The 17008-nt window shown below is 74.3% G+C and carries 17 protein-coding genes; 11 read left to right on the top strand and 6 right to left on the bottom strand.

The annotated features are described in order from the left end of the window. The first annotated feature begins 88 nt into the window (after positions 1 to 88). On the top strand, positions 89 to 1528 hold the full coding sequence (locus ACFYYW_RS30720) for an LCP family protein (RefSeq protein ID WP_387653710.1): 1440 nt from the start codon (positions 89 to 91) through the stop codon (positions 1526 to 1528). A 1-nt stretch (position 1529) separates the two neighbouring features. On the opposite strand, the gene ACFYYW_RS30715 is transcribed toward ACFYYW_RS30720, so the two are convergent. Beyond that, a complete protein-coding gene (locus ACFYYW_RS30715; RefSeq protein ID WP_387653708.1) occupies positions 1530 to 2717 on the bottom strand; it encodes a serine hydrolase domain-containing protein in 1188 nt (395 codons plus the stop codon). A gap of 122 nt (positions 2718 to 2839) precedes the next feature. Here ACFYYW_RS30715 and ACFYYW_RS30710 point away from each other — a divergent pair, with 122 nt between their 5' ends. From ACFYYW_RS30710 to ACFYYW_RS30690, 5 genes are all read left to right on the top strand, one after another. Next, positions 2840 to 3127, top strand: coding sequence for a helix-turn-helix transcriptional regulator (locus ACFYYW_RS30710; RefSeq protein ID WP_387653705.1), 288 nt, complete (start codon positions 2840 to 2842; stop codon positions 3125 to 3127). 43 nt (positions 3128 to 3170) lie between these two features. Next, on the top strand, positions 3171 to 3800 hold the full coding sequence (locus ACFYYW_RS30705) for a TetR/AcrR family transcriptional regulator (RefSeq protein ID WP_364418813.1): 630 nt from the start codon (positions 3171 to 3173) through the stop codon (positions 3798 to 3800). Continuing rightward, positions 3797 to 5416 carry an AMP-binding protein gene (locus tag ACFYYW_RS30700; protein ID WP_387653701.1) on the top strand — a complete coding sequence of 540 codons (1620 nt, stop codon included), beginning with the start codon at positions 3797 to 3799 and terminating at the stop codon, positions 5414 to 5416. Before ACFYYW_RS30705 ends, ACFYYW_RS30700 begins: the two co-directional genes overlap by 4 nt. Continuing rightward, positions 5413 to 6201: an enoyl-CoA hydratase/isomerase family protein gene (locus ACFYYW_RS30695; protein WP_387653698.1), complete on the top strand. Its 789-nt coding sequence runs from the start codon at positions 5413 to 5415 to the stop codon at positions 6199 to 6201. Before ACFYYW_RS30700 ends, ACFYYW_RS30695 begins: the two co-directional genes overlap by 4 nt. A 207-nt stretch (positions 6202 to 6408) precedes the next feature. Next, a complete protein-coding gene (locus ACFYYW_RS30690; protein WP_387653695.1) occupies positions 6409 to 7785 on the top strand; it encodes an amino acid permease in 1377 nt (458 codons plus the stop codon). Here ACFYYW_RS30690 and ACFYYW_RS30685 read toward each other — a convergent pair. Then, positions 7756 to 8544 (bottom strand): SDR family oxidoreductase, encoded by a 789-nt coding sequence (locus tag ACFYYW_RS30685; RefSeq protein WP_387653692.1) that lies wholly within the window; start codon positions 8542 to 8544, stop codon positions 7756 to 7758. The two genes, ACFYYW_RS30690 and ACFYYW_RS30685, sit on opposite strands and share 30 nt — an antisense overlap. Before the next feature lie 23 nt (positions 8545 to 8567). Further along, positions 8568 to 9170: a TetR/AcrR family transcriptional regulator gene (locus ACFYYW_RS30680; RefSeq protein WP_387653689.1), complete on the bottom strand. Its 603-nt coding sequence runs from the start codon at positions 9168 to 9170 to the stop codon at positions 8568 to 8570. Positions 9171 to 9199: 29 nt separating this feature from the next. Between ACFYYW_RS30680 and ACFYYW_RS30675 the strand changes: the two genes are divergently transcribed. The 3 genes from ACFYYW_RS30675 to ACFYYW_RS30665 are packed head-to-tail and all read left to right on the top strand — an operon-like array spanning position 9200 to position 11555. Further along, the gene (locus tag ACFYYW_RS30675; RefSeq protein ID WP_387653686.1) at positions 9200 to 9523 is read left to right on the top strand and encodes a hypothetical protein; all 324 of its coding nucleotides are present in this window, start codon (positions 9200 to 9202) and stop codon (positions 9521 to 9523) included. Beyond that, complete coding sequence (locus ACFYYW_RS30670) at positions 9523 to 9864, top strand: metalloregulator ArsR/SmtB family transcription factor (protein WP_352327141.1); 342 nt, start codon at positions 9523 to 9525, stop codon at positions 9862 to 9864. The genes ACFYYW_RS30675 and ACFYYW_RS30670 overlap by 1 nt, the downstream gene beginning before the upstream one ends. Beyond that, the gene (locus ACFYYW_RS30665) at positions 9861 to 11555 is read left to right on the top strand and encodes a SulP family inorganic anion transporter (protein ID WP_387653683.1); all 1695 of its coding nucleotides are present in this window, start codon (positions 9861 to 9863) and stop codon (positions 11553 to 11555) included. Before ACFYYW_RS30670 ends, ACFYYW_RS30665 begins: the two co-directional genes overlap by 4 nt. 81 nt (positions 11556 to 11636) lie before the next feature. Here ACFYYW_RS30665 and ACFYYW_RS30660 read toward each other — a convergent pair whose 3' ends face one another. Continuing rightward, entirely contained in the window at positions 11637 to 12584 is a 948-nt protein-coding gene (locus ACFYYW_RS30660; protein WP_387653680.1) for a helix-turn-helix transcriptional regulator, read from the bottom strand. 82 nt (positions 12585 to 12666) lie between these two features. Here ACFYYW_RS30660 and ACFYYW_RS30655 point away from each other — a divergent pair, with 82 nt between their 5' ends. Next, positions 12667 to 13374 (top strand): alpha/beta fold hydrolase, encoded by a 708-nt coding sequence (locus tag ACFYYW_RS30655; protein WP_387653677.1) that lies wholly within the window; start codon positions 12667 to 12669, stop codon positions 13372 to 13374. Between the two features lie 26 nt (positions 13375 to 13400). Here ACFYYW_RS30655 and ACFYYW_RS30650 read toward each other — a convergent pair whose 3' ends face one another. Both ACFYYW_RS30650 and ACFYYW_RS30645 read right to left on the bottom strand, forming a co-directional pair. Then, positions 13401 to 14087, bottom strand: coding sequence for a response regulator (locus ACFYYW_RS30650; protein WP_387653674.1), 687 nt, complete (start codon positions 14085 to 14087; stop codon positions 13401 to 13403). 17 nt (positions 14088 to 14104) lie between these two features. Beyond that, positions 14105 to 15283: a histidine kinase gene (locus ACFYYW_RS30645; RefSeq protein ID WP_387653672.1), complete on the bottom strand. Its 1179-nt coding sequence runs from the start codon at positions 15281 to 15283 to the stop codon at positions 14105 to 14107. A 140-nt stretch (positions 15284 to 15423) separates the two neighbouring features. Between ACFYYW_RS30645 and ACFYYW_RS30640 the strand changes: the two genes are divergently transcribed. After that, on the top strand, positions 15424 to 16971 hold the full coding sequence (locus tag ACFYYW_RS30640; protein ID WP_387653669.1) for an alpha/beta hydrolase: 1548 nt from the start codon (positions 15424 to 15426) through the stop codon (positions 16969 to 16971). The last annotated feature ends 37 nt before the right edge of the window (positions 16972 to 17008 follow it).

Genomic DNA, 17008 nt, shown 5'->3' with positions numbered 1-17008 from the left:
ATATTCCGCCGGATAAGTTGCGTACACGGGTAATCAGCCCCGAACCTATGATCTCGGGGGACGTACCACATAGAGATCATGAGGGCGGATGGGCACCAAACGGGGCGCGGGGGCAGCCATCGGCTGGGCAGCGCTGTCGATCGTCATTCCGGGCGCGGCCCATCTGCGGGCCGGGTACCGCCTGCTCGGGTTCGGGCTGCTGGGGCTGTTCCTGACCGCGGGCGTGGCGGTGGCGCTCGTCGTGGCCTCGGCGGGCGGGGTGGCCATGGCGACCCAGGCCACCTGGGCCTCGGCGATCAGCGGTGGCGCCATCGGCGTCGGCGTCGCGTGGGGGCTGCTGGTGGTCGCCTCCTACACCGTGCTGCGGCCGCGGCGGCGGCTGGTCTGGTCGGACGGCGTGGCGCTGCTGCTGGTCGCGGCCGTCGTGTCGCCGTTCGTGGTGGCCTCGCAGACGGTGTCGGAGGTCGACGCCACGCTGACCGACGTGTTCAACGCGCCCGAGCCCACGCCCATCAACCACGCCGACCCGTGGGCCGGCCGCACGAGGGTGAACATCCTGCTGCTCGGCGGCGACGGCGCGCGCGGCCGCAACGGGACGAGCATCCGCACCGACAGCGTCAACGTCGCCAGCATCGACGTCAGGACCGGCGACACCGTGCTGTTCGCGCTGCCCAGGGAGATGGAGAACGCGCCCTTCCCCAGGGGGAGCGTGATGGGCCGGCTGTTCCCGCCGCCCAAGGGCTTCTACATCGCCGGGGCCGGACGGGAGTCGGAGGACCTGCTGAACGGCGTCTGGGCCTACGCCGACACCCACCCCGCGCTGTTCCGCAACTCGCCCACCCGGGCCCCGGACGCCGTCAAGGGCGCGGTCGGCGAGATCCTCGGCCTCAAGATCGACTACTACGTGCTGGTCAACATGTGGGGCGTGGCCCGGCTGATCGACGCGCTCGGCGGCGTGCGCATCCACGTCGAGCAGGACATCTGCTACGGCGTGGGCCGCAGCGACGGCGGCGTGATCAAGGCCGGCACCCGGCGGCTGAACGGCAACGACGCGCTCTGGTACGGCCGGGCCCGCGACCACGACGGCTCCAACTGCGCCGGAGGCGACAACCACACCCGGATGCGCCGCCAGCACTGCGTCATCTCCGCCATGCTCGACCAGCTCGACCCGGCCAACGTGCTGCTGAAGTTCAAGCAGCTGGCCGGGGCGGCCCGGCAGACGTTCCGGACCGACATCCCGCGCGGGCTGCTGCAGGACCTGGTGCCGCTGGCCGACAAGGTGAAGGGCGCCCGGGTGGGGACGTTGTCGATCGTCCCGCCGCGCTACAACCCGGCCTATCCGGACTTCCCGCGCATCCGGGCCGACGTCCGCAAGGCCATCGTCCGCTCGCACCGCGCGCCCGCCACCGTCGCCGCGGGCACGCCGTCCGCCCGGCCGACCCTCTCGCCGTCCGCCCGGCCGTCCGGCACGCCCACCAGGACGGCGATGGCGTCGTCGGGGAAGCTGGCCGACTCCTGCGTGGCCTGAGCTACGGGCGCGCGCAGGGGCCGGTGGGCGCCTTGCCGAGGCTCACCCGCAGGGCGTTCTCGATGAACTCGCTGTTCTGCTTCTTGGACACCGTCTCCGCCTGGGTGAGGGTGCCGGTCACCGCGAGCCGCTGCTTCGGCAGGTAGACCTGGAACGCGCCGAAGAAGCCGCTGTGCCCGTACACGGCTTCGCCCGTCGCGGTCAGCCGGGCGATGCCCAGCCCGTACGGCGAGCCGGCCTTGACGCTCTGCGGGGTGCTGCGCAGCATCGTCCGCAGCGTCGCCGGGTTCTTGAAGACCTTGCCCTCGAACAGGCCGCGCATGAACCGGTTGAGGTCGGCCCCGGTGGAGACCAGGCCGCCGCCGCCGAACGTGTCGAAGGTCGGGTTGTAGTCGTAGGTGTCGCGCTCGCCGAGGTAGTTGTGGGCGCGCGGGCCGCGGTGCGGCTCCCACCACTCCAGGTACGTGCGGTCCATCTTCAGCGGCTGGAGCAGCAACGACCGGTACAACCGGTGCAGCGGCTCGCGGCCGGCCTTCTCGATGACCATCCCGGCCAGGACGTAGCCCGTGTCGGAGTAGTGGTAGCCCTTGGCGGGAGCGAAGTAGGGCTTGCCCGACCGAAGCGCCCAGTCCACCAGCTCCAGCGGTTTCCACGTCTTGTCCGGATGGTCGAGCACGTACTGGAACCACTTCTCGTCCCCCACGTAGTCGTACAGACCGGCGGTGTGGTCGAGGAGCTGCCGGACGGTGATCCGCGACCCGTACGGGATGCGCGCGACCAGCTTCCGGTCCAGGTACTCGCTGATGCGAGCGTCCAGGCGCAGGTCGCCGCGTTCGGCGAGGCGGAGCGCGACGGCCGCGGTCATCGTCTTGGTGACGCTGGCCGCGCGGAAGGCGTCGGAGCTGCGCAGGGCGCGTCCGCCCAGCTCGTACACGCCGGCCGCGCCGTCGAAGGCCCGGCCGGGGCCGGTCACGGTGAGGATCGCGCCGGGCACGGGCGGCTTGACGACGCCGTCCAGCAGGCAGCGCAGCTGCTCGTCCGTGGCGTCGGTGGCGTTCCTGGCGTTCGTGGCGTTCGTGGCGTTCGTGGCGCTCCGGGCCGCGGTGGCGGGAGCGTGCGCCGTCCGGGCGTGGGCCGGGACGGCGAGGCCGCCGCCGAGCACCACGCCGACCAGGACGGCGCCGAGCACGCAGGTTTTCTGGGCATGGTGATGATTTTTTGACCGCATGGCCAGGATTTAATCCAGATGGTATGAGTGAGACAAGAGGTTCACCCGGATCTTGCGGTTTCCCGCACCGAGGAGGTGCCGCCATGCCCGACCCCGGCTGGGACGAGTCCCTGCTGCCCCGGGAGCGCGAAGTGCTCGCCCTGATGGCCGAGGGCTGGTCCAATACCGGCATCGCCGACCAGCTGTACGTCTCGCTGAGCGCGGTGGAGAAGCACGTCACCGCGGTGTTCGCCAAACTCGGCCTGCCCGCGTCGGCGGCCGGCAACCGCCGGGTGCTCGCGGTGCTGCACTACCTCGCGGCGACCGGCCGGCCCGGGGAACGGCCCCCGGCGCGGCCGGGCGCGGGGTGGGGGAAACCGCACAGTCGGTGAGCGGGGCTTGCCGCACGCCGCCCGCCGGGCTTGAATCCTGGCCATGCGGTCAAAAATCGATCAGGACGGCCAGAAGAAGGCCTCGTTCATCGAGGAGGCCCGGCGGCGGCAGATCGTGGAGGGCGCCATCTCCACCATCGCCACCGCCGGGCTGCCTCAGGCGTCGCTGGCCCGGATCGCCCAGGACGTCGGCGTCAGCAGGGGCGTGATCTCCTACCACTTCGCCGGCCGGGACGAACTGATCCAGCAGGTCGTCAACGCCCTGTTCACCGAGACCAACCGGTTCATCAAGGCCCGGGTGGACCGGGCGCCGGACGCCCCGCACCGGCTGCGCGCCTTCATCGAGGCGAGCTTCGAGTTCATGGCGGCCAACCGCGCCAACTTCGTCGCGCTGGTGGACATCTGGGGCAGCTTCGGATCGCCCGAGGCCAAGCGCCGCTTCAACGCCGACATGTACGACCCGTGCCGCCACCACCTGGAGGGCATCCTGCGGCGCGGCCAGGACAGCGGCGACTTCCGCGACTTCTCGCCGCGCACGCTGGCCGCCACCGTCCAGGGGGCGATCGACGGCGTCATGCTCCAGTGGGTCTTCGACGAGGAGGCCGTCGACCTGGCTGACTGCGCCGCCGAGCTGGTGATGATGTTCGACATGGCCACCCGGCGGCGGGCGTGACGGCCGCGCCGCCGCCCGGCGGGGGAGCGGCCGGGCCGATCGCGGGCGGCCCCGGCGGGGGAGCGGCCCGGCGGATCCCCGGGGGCCTCGGCGGGTTGCTCCGGGACCGGGCCGCCGCCCACGGCGACCGGGTGCTGTTCCGCTTCGACGGCGTCGAGACCACCGTCGCGCAGGTGGATCAGCGGACCGACCGGCTGGCGGAGGTGCTGGTCGCGCACGGCGTCCGCCGCGGCGACCGGGTCGCCGTGATGCTCGCCAACGGCGTCGGCTTCCCGGTCGCCTGGCTGGCGATCGCCAAGCTGGGCGCGGTGATCGTCCCGCTGAACCCCGGGTACCGCAGCGCCGACCTGGCCCACGTCGTCAAGGACTCGGCGCCGGTGCTGGCCCTGGCCGGCTCGGCCGCCGCGGCCGGGGCGCTGCTGGCGCTGGACCTGGGCGAGGTCGGGCTGCTCGACCCCGCCGACGCCGGGCCCGCGCCCGAACCCGTCCCCGCGGGCGCCTTCGACGCGGGGGCCGAGACCGTCGCCGCGCCCGGCGCCCCCGACCTGCCCGACGTCGGCTGGGACGACCTGCTCAACCTCCAGTACACCTCGGGCACCACCGGGTTCCCCAAGGGCTGCATGCTCACCCACCGCTACTGGCTCCACCTGGCCGAGCTGGCGGCCGACGTCGCCGCCGTCACCCCGGACGACGTGGACCTCACCGCCCAGCCGTTTCACTACATGGACCCGCAGTGGAACACGGTGCTGTGCCTGCTGACCGGCATCCCGCTGGTGATCCTGCCGCGCTTCTCCGCCTCCGGCTTCTGGCCGTCGGTGCGCGAGCACGGCGCCACCTTCTTCTACGTCCTCGGCACGATGCCGCTGCTGCTGCTCAAGCAGCCGCCGGACCCCGAACGGGACCGGGCCCACCGCGTCCGGCTCGTCCTGTGCTCGGGCATCGCGCCCGCCCTGCACGCCGCGATCGAGGAGCGCTGGGGCGCGCCCTGGCGGGAGGCGTACGGCAGCACCGAGGCCGGGGTCGTGCTGGCCGTCCGGCCGGAGGACACCGCGTGCGTCGGCACCGGCGCCATGGGACGGCCCGTGCCCGGCAAGGAGGTCAAGATCGTCCGTGAGGACGGATCCGACGCCCCGGACGGCGAGGTCGGCGAGATCATGGTCCGCGGCCGGCCGATGCTGACCGGCTACTGGAACCGGGACGAGCCGCTGCTGCGCGACGGCTGGTACCCCATGGGCGACCTCGGCCACCGGGACGCCCGCGGCCACTACCACCTGGTCGGGCGGCTGAAGGAGATGATCCGGCGCGGCAGCGAGAACATCGCCGCCGCCGAGGTGGAGGCGGTCCTGGCCGGCCACCCGGCCGTGCGCGCCGCCGCCGTGATCCCGGTGCCCGACGAGCTGTACGGCGAGGAGGTCAAGGCGTTCGTGCAGGTCGCCGAGCCCGTCGAGCCGCACGAGCTGGTGGCCTACGTCCGGGCGCGGCTGGCCGACTTCAAGACGCCGCGGTTCGTGGAGTTCGTCGAGGCGTTCCCGATGACGCCGTCCGAACGCATCGCCAAGCACCTGCTGCCGTCCGGACGGGACGGCGCCTACGACGCCCGGGAGGGAAACCGATGAGCACCGATCTGCGGGTGCGCCGCGCCGGCTCGGCCCTGGTGGTCGCCTTCGACCGGCCCGAGGTGCTGAACGCCTTCCGGCAGCGCACCTACGGCGAGCTGGTCGCCGTCCTGGACGAGGCCGCCCGCGACGACACGGTGGGCGCGCTCGTGCTCACCGGCACCGGCCGGGCCTTCTCGGCCGGGACCGACCTGAAGGAGGCCGGCGCCCAGCTCGCCGCCAGGTCGGACGCCGACCTGGTCGAACGGATCGCCGCCCTCCAGGACCTCACCCGCCGCTTCACCACCCACCCCAAGGTGATCATCTCGGCGGTCAACGGGATCGCGGTCGGCGTCGGCGTGGAGCTGGCCATCGCCAGTGACCTGCGGCTGGCCGGCCACGCCGCCTCGTTCGCCTTCAAGGAGGTGCACCGCGGCCTGTTCCCGAGCAACGGCGTGCTGTACTCGCTGCCCCGCCTGGTCGGCCACGGCCGCGCGGTGGACCTGCTGCTGTCCGGCGAGACCGTCGGCGCCGCCGAGGCGTACCGCGCCGGGCTGGTCAGCAGGCTGGTCCCCGACGCCGACCTGCTCGACACGGCGCTGGAGCTGGCCGAACGCGTCGCCGCCGCGGCGCCCACCCCGGTACGCCTGATCAAGCAGGCCATGCGGCAGGTCTGGGAGCTGGACCTGGAAGAGGTGCTCGACCTGGAGACCGAAGGGCTGCTGGCCTGCCTGCGCGGCCAGGACGTGCTCGAAGGCGTCCGCTCCTTCGTCGAACGGCGCCCCGCCGTCTACCGCGGCCACTGACCGCGATCCCTGACCGCGATCACTGACCGCGGCCACTGACCGCGGCCACTGACCGGCGCCGCCCGTACCGCCCCCGCGATCAACCAGACCCCGGCCCGTGCATGGGCCGGGGTCCGACCTCCCCTATCCGAGAACAGCAGGGAGCCGAACGCCATGACCGGGCACGACAGCGGGGGATCGCTCCACCGCGGACTCAAACGACGCCACATGACCATGATCGGGCTCGGCGGCGTCATCAGCGCCGGCCTGTTCGTCAGCAGCGGCAAGGTGATCGCCGACACCGGCCCGGCGGCGCTGGTCGCCTACGCCCTGGGCGGCCTGATCGTCGTCCTGGTGATGCGGATGCTCGGCGAGATGGCCGCCGCCCGGCCCTCGGCGGGCTCGTTCGCCGACTACGCCCGTACCGCGCTCGGGCCGCGCGCCGGGTTCCTGGTGGGCTGGTGCTACTGGCTGTTCGCGATCGTCGCCGTCGCGTTCGAGGGCGTGGCGGGGGCCAAGCTGCTGCACTCCATGTCCGGCGCCGTCCCCGTGCTGCCGACGGCCGTCGCGCTGCTGGCGGCGCTCACCGCGGCCAACCTGGTCTCGGTACGGCTGTTCGGCGAGACCGAGTTCTGGCTGGCCTCGGTCAAGGTCGTGGTGATCGTGGCGTTCCTCGCCGCCGGGGCGCTGTACGTCCTGGGCCTGTGGCCGTCCGGCGGGGGCGCCGGCCTGACCGCGCTGACCGGGCACGGCGGGTTCGCCCCCAAGGGCTGGGGGGCGGTCCTCACCGCGCTCGTCACCGTGCTGTTCTCCTACTTCGGGGCGGAGATCGTCACCATCGCGGCGGCCGAGTCGGCCGAACCGGCCAAGGAGGTCGCGCGGGCCACTCTGCGGGTGGTCTGGCGGGTGCTGCTCTTCTACGTCGGCTCGGTGCTGGTCATCGTGGCGGTCGTGCCGTGGGACCGCGTCCCGGCGGGCGGCGCGGACAGCCCGTTCGCCGCCGCCATCGCCGAGCTCGGCGTCCCCGGCGCGGCGACCCTGATGACGTGGGTGATCCTGGTCGCGGTCGTGTCGGTGATGAACGCCGCGCTGTACGCCGCCTCGCGCGTCCTGTGCGCGATGGCCGCCCGCGGCGACGCTCCCGCCGCGGCGGCGCGGGTGCGGGCGTCCGGGGTGCCCGCGCCCGCGCTGCTCGGCGGCGGCGCGCTCGCGCTGGCCCTGATGGCCGGCGCGTTCGCGGTCGGGGACGACGCCTTCGACCTGCTGATCAACACCGCCGGGCTGCTGGTGCTGCTGCTCTACGTCTTCGTGGCGCTCAGCCAGCTCCGGCTGCGGCGGCGTATGGAGGCCGAGTCGCCCGAACTGCTGCGGCTGCGCATGTGGGGCTTTCCCTGGCTGAGCCGGGTGGTGGTGGCGCTGCTGGTGCTGGCGTTCGCCGCCGTGGCCTCCTCCGCCGAGGCGTTGCCGGTGGTCGGGGCGGTCGCCGTGGCCGTCGGCGGCACCCTGCTCGCCTACGAGATCAGGTCACGCCGCCGCAGGCAGGGCCGGTCGGCGGCCCCAGGCGCGTCAGCGCCGTCAGCGCCAATGGAGGTCGCCGATCAGTGACGCCTCCGCGCCGCCGTCGGCGAAGATGATCTGACCGGTGACGAAGCGGTTGCCCGCGCCGGTGAGCCAGCACAGGAGCTCGGCGACCCACTCCGGCCGCCCGGGGAAGCCGCCGAACGGCTGCGGCGCCGCCGCCTCCACCGCGGCCCGCACCTTCTCGCTCGCGAAGATCCAGGCGGCCGCCGGCGTGTCCACGACCCCGGACGCGACGGCGTTGAGCGCGATGCCGGCGCCCGCCCACTCCGGCGTCGGGGCGGCCCTGCGCACCCATCGGTTCAACGCGCGCTTGGCGATCCCGTAGGCGCCGGCCGGGCCGCCGCCGGACGGGTCCGCCTCGACGAGGGCGACGGCGGCGGCTTCGTCGCCGTCCAGGCAGGCCCGCATGACGCGCTCGTCGGCAGGGGCCAGCGACGAGGTCGACGACACGACCACGGCCCGGGGAGCCTGACTCCGCGCCAGCAGCGGACGCAGACCTTCGAGCGTCGCCACCGCGCCGAAGTAGTTCGTCGCGAGCAGCCCCGTCCTGCCGCCCCCGGCGACGGCGAGCACCGCGTCGACGGCCCCGGCCGCGCTCACCTGCTCGACCAGCGACCGCCGGCCCTCGGGCGTGGACAGGTCGGCCTGCACGTCGGCGTCGTCGAGGTCGCAGCCGATGACCGTGGCGCCGCGGGCGCGGAGCAGGGCGGCGGTCGCGGCGCCGATGCCCGACGCCGAACCGGTGACGACGTATCTCCGCCCGGCGATCCCTTCAGCTGACATCGTGTTTCCCTTCCGCACCGGTCTCAGGACCTCTGGCTCGTACTGCGGTCGAAGAGCTCGACCAGTTCGTCCGCGCAGCGGCCGGGGTCGAGCCCGGCGGCGAGCAGCGGGACGACGCTGTCGATCGACGCCCGCAGCGCCGCCGCCATGACCCGCGGGTCGAAGGGGCGGAAGACGCCGGCGCGCTGCCCGTCCGTGAACAGGCCGGCCAGCCGGTTCAGCGACTCGGTGTGGTGCCGTTCCCAGACGTCTTGACCGCTGTTGAGCAGGATCTGCTGGAGCGCCCGGACCTGCGCGGAGTGGGCGGCGATGAACGCCACGTTCGCCCGGATGGCGGTGGCGAGCAGTTCGCGGGCGCCGGTCGCGGCCTCCACGGCGGGACGCACGTGGGCGTCGGCGTCGGCGGCGATCTGGTCGGCGACGGCCGCGAGCAGCTCGTCCTTGCTGGAGAAGTGGTAGGTGATCAGCCGGCTGCTGCTGAGCCCGGCCTCCTTGCAGATGGCGTCGAACGTGGTCGCCTGGTAGCCGCGCTCGCCGAGCAGGGTGATCGCGGCCCGGATGATCTGCTTCCTGCGGGCCGCGGTCGCCACCTGGTGAGGGCCTGGCGGGCGTTCGCTGTTATCCACGTAGATAACGTTATCTGGATAGATAACAAATGGGCAAGTTTCCGCTCTGTCGTATAGGAGTTGCGAATTTTCGCAATTCGTTTAACACTTATCTCGTCAAGACAGGCATGAAGGCGGGGGACAGTGTGAGCGAGGCGTTCGCTGCGGCGATCCGGCGCCGGGTGGATGAGGCGGCCGGCGCGCTGCGCGCGGCCGAACAGGACGGCGACGCCGACGCCGCGCTGTCCGCCGCCGGCGGGCTGGACGAGGTGCTGCGGATGGCCCGCGCGCACGGCGTGGACACGGACGAAAATCCCGGCGCAGACCCCGGCGCGGACCCCGCCTCGGCCCGCGAGGGACAGGCGGCGCGCTGATGTCCGTCCCCCTGTACGAGGCCAAGGCCGAGCTGTTCCGGCTGCTCGGACATCCGGTGCGGATCCGCGTGCTGGAGCTGCTCCAGGACGGCCCGATGCCGGTGCGCGACCTGCTGGCCGAGATCGAGGTGGAGCCGACCGGCCTGTCGCAGCATCTGGCCGTGCTGCGCCGCTCCGAGCTGGTCACCGCCCGCCGCGACGGATCGACCGTCGTGTACGCGCTGTCCGGCGGCGACGTGGCGGAGCTGCTGCGCGCCGCCCGCCACCTGCTGCAGGCCAAGCTCTCCGGCCGGCACGCGCTGCTGAACGAGCTGCTCGAGTCGGAGGCCGGCGAACGGTGACCTCAGTGCTCCGGGCGGGCTGGGCCCGTCTGCGCCCCGTCCTGCCCGGCCGGGCCGATCTGGCCGCCTTCGGCCGTCATCCGCGCCGCGACCTGCTGGCCGGGCTGACGGTGGCCATCGTGGCGCTGCCGCTGGCGCTCGGCTTCGGCATCTCCAGCGGGCTGGGCGCGCAGGCGGGGCTGGCCACCGCGGTGGTGGCCGGCGCGCTGGCCGCGGTCTTCGGCGGCTCGGCCCTGCAGGTGTCCGGTCCGACCGGCGCGATGACGGTGGTGCTCGTCCCGATCATGCACGCGCACGGCGCCACCGGCGTGCTGACGGTGGGGCTGCTGGCCGGGCTGCTGCTGCTCGGCCTGGCCCTGGCCCGGGCGGGCCGGTTCATGATGCTGGTGCCCGCGCCGGTGGTGGAGGGGTTCACCCTGGGCATCGCCTGTGTGATCGGCATGCAGCAGGTGCCCGCCGCGCTCGGCGTGCCCACGCCTGAGGGTGACAAGGTGCTGGCCGTGGCCTGGCAGGCGGTACGCGACTTCGCCGCCCGTCCGCACTGGGCCGCCCTCGCCATGGCCGCGGCGGTCGCGGCGCTGATCCTGGTCGGCGGACGCCGGCGGCCCGCTGTGCCGTTCTCGCTGCTCGCCGTCGCCGCCGCCACGCTCGTCGCGGAGCTGGCGGGGTTGCCGGTGACGCGCATCGGCGCCCTGCCCGCGGGGCTGCCCGCCCCGTCCCTGGAGTTCCTGGACGTCGCCGCGCTGAGCTCGCTCGTCGCCCCCGCGTTCGCCGTGGCCGCGCTCGCCGCGCTGGAATCGTTGTTGTCGGCCGCCGTCGCCGACGGCATGAGCGTCAACCACCGGCACGACCCCGACCGCGAGCTGTTCGGCCAGGGCGTCGCCAACCTGGTCGCCCCGCTGTTCGGCGGCGTCCCGGCCACCGGCGCGATCGCCCGCACCGCCGTCAACGTGCGCGCGGGCGCGTCCTCCCGGCTGGCCGCGCTCGCGCACGCCGCGATCCTCGGCGTCATCGTGTTCACCGCCTCCGGCCTGGTCGCCCGCATCCCGCTGGCGGCCCTGGCGGGGGTGCTGCTGGCCACCGCGGCGCGGATGGTCGAGGTCGGCTCGGTGACGTCGATGCTGCGCTCCACCCGGGCCGACGCCGTCGTCCTGGCCTCGACCGCGGTCGCCACCCTCGTCCTCGACCTGGTCACCGCGGTCATCCTCGGCCTGATCGTGGCCGGGGCGCTCGCGCTGCGCGCCATCGCCGGGAACGTGCGCCTGGACACCGTCACCCTGCACGCCGACCTGCCCGGCGACCACGACGCCGAGGAGCACGAGCTGCTGGCCGAGCACATCGTCGCCTACCGGCTGGACGGGCCGCTGTTCTTCGCCGCGGCGCACCGCTTCCTGCTGGAGCTGTCGGAGGTCGCCGACGTCTCGGTGGTGATCCTGCGCATGTCCCGCATCACCACGATCGACGCCAGCGGCGCCCTGGTGCTCGGCGACGCCATCGCCCGCCTGGAACGACGCGGCATCACCGTGTACGTCTCCGGCATCCGCGACGGCCACCACCGGCCGCTGCGCGCCCTGGGCGCGATCGCCCGCCTGGACGAGGCCGGCCAGGTGTTCGCCTCGACCCCGGAGGCCATCGCGGCGGCCCGCCGCCACCTCCACCGCACCGGCGTCCTCCCCGCCCCCATCGGCTGACCACCGACGAAGGCGGGACGGGCCGGCGTGGCGATCAGGGACGGACCCGGACGGACCCGGCTGGCGCCTTCGCCGGCCCCCTCATTCGGGGCTCTGGTCCAGCAGGCTCTGGGCCAGGCGGCGGACGGCTGTGCGCAGTTCCGGCGGCGACAGGATCGTGAACGGGAAGCCGAGCCCGGCGAGCATGGTGGCCATGCCGTCCAGGGACTCGGCGCGCATCCGCAGCAGGACGCCGTCCGGCGTCTCGGTGAGCGTGGCCACCGACGGCGGGACGCGACGGGCCGCCTCGGCGAGGGGCACGCCCAGGACGACCTCGACGGGATGCGCGTACGGCACCCGGGCCAGCGACGCGGTGACCTGCCGCACCGGGTCGGACTCCTGCGGGATCTCGTAGGAGGCCGTCCCCGGGACGACGGAGGAGATCCGGTCGAGGCGGAAGGTGCGCAGCTCGCCGGACAGGTGGTCGAGGCCGGTCACGTACCAGCGGCCGGAGTGGAAGACCAGGCCGTGGCCGTCCAGTTCGCGTTCGGTGGTGGAGCCCTTCCAGGAGCGGTAGCCCAGCGTGACCCGGCGGCGGTCGCGGATCGCGGCGGCCAGCGTCAGCACGGCCCGGCTCGCGGGCGTCCGCGCCGCGCGGGCGGCGAGGGTGAAGTCGAGGGTCTCCTCCAGCGCGCCGGCCTGCTGCCGCAGCGTGGCCGGCAGCACCCGGCGGATCTTGGCCAGGGCGGCCTCGGTGGCCTCGGCGGCCAGGCCCAGGCGGCGTCCGGCGAGCAGGCCGAGGACCACGGCGGTGGCCTCGTCGTCGGTGAGCATCAGCGGCGGCAGCTTGTAGCCGGGCATCAGCCGGTAGCCGCCGTACCGGCCGCGCTCGGCGGCGACCGGGATGCCCAGGTCGGCGAGCCGGGCGGCGTAACGGCGGACGGTCCGCTCGTCCACGCCGAGCCGCTGGGCGAGGTCGCGGCCGCCCAGCACGTGGTGCGCCTGGAGCAGTTCGAGCATCGCCAGCATCCGGGTCGCCGGATATGACACAGGTCACCCTCTCAATCCGGGCGGGTTCTGTCCGCTTTCGGCTTTAGCGTAGCGACATCGGCTCACTGGGAAGGACGACGAGATGGCGAACTACGTGCTGGTGCCCGGATTCTGGCTCGGGGCCTGGGCCTGGGACGAGGTGGCGCACGAACTGCGCGCCGCCGGGCACCAGGTGCGGGCGGTCACCCTGACGGGGGTGGCGGAGCGGGCCGGCGAGCTGTCGCCGGAGGTCGGCGTGGAGACGCACGTCGCCGACATCCTGGCGGCGATGGACGGCTGGGACGAGGTCGTCCTGGTCGGGCACAGCGGGGCGAACGTCCCGGTGACCGCGGTCGCCGACCGGCATCCCGAGCGGCTCAGCCGGGTCGTCTACGTGGACGCCGGGCCGCTGCCGTCCGGGGCGGCGGTGATCGACTTCAACGACGAGGACACCCAGAAGGCCTGGCGCGTCCAGGTCGGGGACGGCCACGCGCTCGAGGTGCCCGCCTACGAGCAGGGGGCGGGCAAGTTCGCGGGCCTGACCGAGGAACGATGGGAGCAGATCCGCGCGAAGGCGACGCCCCAGCCGTGGGGCGCGGCCGTGCAACCGGCGCAGCGGCCGGTGCGGATCCCGGCGACGCCGAAGACCCTGGTCGCCTCGACGATGCCGATGGCGGTGATCCGCGAGCTGATCGACTCGGGGAACCCGGCGTTCGCCGCGCTCGGCACGCCCGAGTGGACGTTCGCCGAGCTGCCGACCGGCCACTGGCCGATGTTCTCGCGCCCGGCCGAGCTCGCCGCGCTGCTCTGACGTCCCCGGGTGCCGGAAGGGCCGGGTCAGCGTGGCTTTCCGCGGACGGGGGGCTGCTCGGGCGGGCGCGGCGTGCCGTCCAGGTAGGCGAGCACGGCCCGGACGCGGCGGTGGCCGGAGTCGTCCGGGGACAGGCCGAGCTTGGCGAAGACGTTGCCGATGTGCTTGTGGACGGCGTTGTCGGAGATGCGCATGCGCTCGGCGATGGTGGCGTTGTCGTGCCCCTGCGCCATGAGGGCCAGGGACTCCCGCTCGCGGGCGGTCAGGGCGGCGAGGGGGTCGTCGGCGCGGCGGGCGAAGAGCTGGGCGACGACTTCGGGGTCCATCGCGGTGCCGCCCGCCGCGACCCGCCGCAGGGCGTCGACGAACTCGGCCACTCTGCCGATGCGGTCCTTCAGCAGGTAGCCGATGCCGCCGCGGCCGTCGGCGAGCAGTTCGCCGGCGTACTCGCGCTCGACGTACTGCGAGAGCACCAGGATCGGCAGCGGGCCGTGCTCGCGGCGGGCCCGCAGCGCGGCGTGGATGCCCTCGTCGCGGAACGACGGCGGCAGCCGCACGTCGACGATGGCGATGTCGGGGCGGTGCTCGGCGACGGCGAGCAGGAAGGCCTCGCCGTCGCCGACGACCGCGACGACCTCGCAGCCCCTGGCCGCCAGCAGCAGCTTCAGCCCGCCGGCCAGCAGGACGTTGTCCTCGGCGATCACGACCCGCAAGGGACCTCCTTCGACGGTCACGGCGCGCACGGCATCCGGACGGCGAGCGTGGTGGGGCCGCCCGGCGGGCTGTCGAGGCGCAGCGTGCCGTCGAGGGCGGCGACCCGCCGGCGGATCCCGGGGATCCCGGTGCCGCGGGCCTCGTCGGCGCCGCCCCTGCCGTCGTCGGCGACCTCGATGGACAGCACGTCGCCGGCCCGCTCGATCCGCAGGGACGCCCGCGTGGCGGCGGCGTGCTTGGTCACGTTCGTCAGCGCCTCGGCGATCACGTAGTAGGCCACCGTCTCCACGGACGGCGGCAGCGCGCCCAGGTCGGCGAGCTCGATGTGCACCGGCACGCTCGACCGGGCGGCCAGCGCCGTCAGCGCGCCGTCGAGCCCGCGGTCGGCCAGGATCGGCGGGTAGATCGTCTGGAGCACCGCGCGCAGCTCGGCCATCGCCTCCTCCGCCGTCTCGTGCGCCTCCTGGAGCAGCAGGGCGACCGTGTCCGGGTCGTCGGCGAGCGACTCGCGGGCCAGGCCCAGGTGCATGGCGATGGTGACCAGGCGGGCCTGCGTCCCGTCGTGCAGGTCGCGTTCGATGCGCTGGAGCTCGGCGCCGTGGGCGTCGACCACGCCGACCCGGCTCCTGGTCAGCACGTCGACCCGCTCGGTGAGCCGCTCGCGGGCCGACGGCGCCAGCAGCGCCAGGGACAGCCGCGCGTGCAGCCGGGCCAGCGCGGGCAGTCCCCACCAGGCCGCCGCGCCGAGGACGACGATCTGGGCCGCCCCTCCGGCCAGCGCGGTCGCCCAATCGTTGACGGGGACGTCGAAGAACGAGAACAGCGTGGGACGCGCGTCCGCCGGGAACGCCTGCCACGCGACCATCGCCACGGCGGCGACCACGATGTTGCCCAGGCACAGCAGGGCGGCCAGCCCGAGCGGGAACCCGGTGGCGACGTGCGCGAGCGCCCAGGCGAGATCCCGCCGCCCGCCCGGCGCCCCGCCGGCCGGGACGCCGAGCAGCCGGCCGGCCCGCCGGCGGTGCCAGGCCGCCCAGCCCCGCCCCGCCGCCGGCGCGAGCAGCACCGGGAGCACGAGCGCCGTGGCCACGGCGGTGGCCAGCGTGCCCAGCAGGTAGGCCGAGCCGGACGCCGGCCGGGCGAGCGAGCCGGACGACGGCCAGGACCTCGAACCGGGGAAGGCGCGGTCACGCATGCGCACCTCCTCCTGACCTGCGTACACCGGGGCACCAGTATCCCGTCACCGTTCGCGGCCGGACACTACAGCGGGCTGTACCAAGGGCGTGCGGCCGGCTGTATCGTGCCGGGCGGCCGGCCGGAATAGCGTCCCCGGCCATGAGATCGACCCGTGTGCGGCCGCTCGGCCGTCTGGTCCGGGCCATCGCCCTGATCGCCCCGATCGCCCTGTCCGCCGCCGTCACGCCCCCGGCCGCAGCCGCCGCCGTCGCGCCCGCGGCGACCGGCCGGAAACCTCCGGCACTCGACTGGAGACGCTGCTCCCAGGGCCCGGACGACGCCGTCGGCAGGCAGCTCGACCAGGCGGGCGGGCGCTGCGCGGAGCTCGCCGTCCCGCTCGACCACTCCAGGCCGGGCGGCCGCAGCATCAAGCTCGCACTGTCCCGCATCCCCGCGACCGACCGCGCCCATCGCATCGGCACGCTGGTGCTCAACAGCGGCGGCCCCGGCGAGAGCACGCTCGGCATGCCCCTGCGGACGCGCGCGGCCATGAAGGACGTCGCCGCCCGGTACGACATCATCGGCCTGGACCCGCGTTTCGTCGGACGCAGCACGCCGCTCGACTGCGGCTGGCCCATCGGCCTGTGGCTGCGCTCGGCCGGCTCGACCCGCGCCCGGTTCGACCACCAGGTGGCGGTGCAACGCGACCTGGCCGAACGCTGCGCCCGGCGGCACGCCGACGTGCTCCCGTACGCCAACACCCGCGACACGGCCCGCGACATCGACCTCGTGCGCCGCGCCCTGGGGGAGCGCCGGATCTCCTTCCTCGGCTACTCCTACGGCAGCTACCTGGGCGCGGTCTACACCCAGATGTTCCCCGGCCGCACCGACCGGGTGGTCCTGGACAGCGCGGGCGACCCGGACAAGTGGGGCCCGAGGGCCATGCGGGGCACCGAGGACGAGGCCGACCGCGCGCTGCGCGCCTGGGCGTCCTGGGCCGCCGGACGCGACGGCGCCTACGGGCTCGGCGCGACCCCCGCCCGGGTGCTCGCCACCGTGGACGCGATCGTCGCCGCCGCGGCGGAGCGTCCGCTGCGCGTCGGCGCGTACGAGGTGGACGACCAGGCGGTCCCGTACCTGCTGTCCGTCGGCTCCGCGAACGACCGTCCCGAGGCCCGCGCCGAGTTCGCCGCCACCGTCCGGACCCTGAACGAGGCCGCGCACGGCCGCCCGGCCGAACCCGGCGCCGAGCTGGCCGGGTTCCTCGCGTTCGTCCTGACCAGCGCCGGTTCGCCGCTGGCGAGCCCGGCCGCCGCGATCACCTGCGGCGACCGGGCCGCGCCGGGCGACCCCGACGTCTACTGGGACGACGTCCAGCGCAGCCGGGCGCGGCACCCGCTCTTCGGCCCGGTCAAGAACAACATCTGGCCCTGCGCCTTCTGGCCCGCCCCGCCGCGCGAGCGGCTCACGCACGTCGCCAACCCCACCCCCGCGCTGATCGTGTCCGCCACCGGGGACACCGCCACCACCTACGAGGGCAGCAAGGCCATGCACCGGGCGCTGACCGGCTCCCGCCTGCTCACCCTGCGCGGCGCCATCGCCCACGGGATCTACGGCGAGTACGGCAACCCCTGCGTGGACGCCAAGGTCAACGCCTACCTGGCCACCGGCGCACTCCCCGCCGCCGACCAGACCTGCCACCCCTGACCGCCCCGCCGATGGGCAGGCCGGTCAGGGGCCGGTG

This window comes from Nonomuraea sp. NPDC001831 (genome assembly GCF_042892035.1).
In the GTDB taxonomy this organism is placed as follows: domain Bacteria; phylum Actinomycetota; class Actinomycetes; order Streptosporangiales; family Streptosporangiaceae; genus Nonomuraea.
This window is presented reverse-complemented; position numbering and strand designations above follow the sequence as displayed.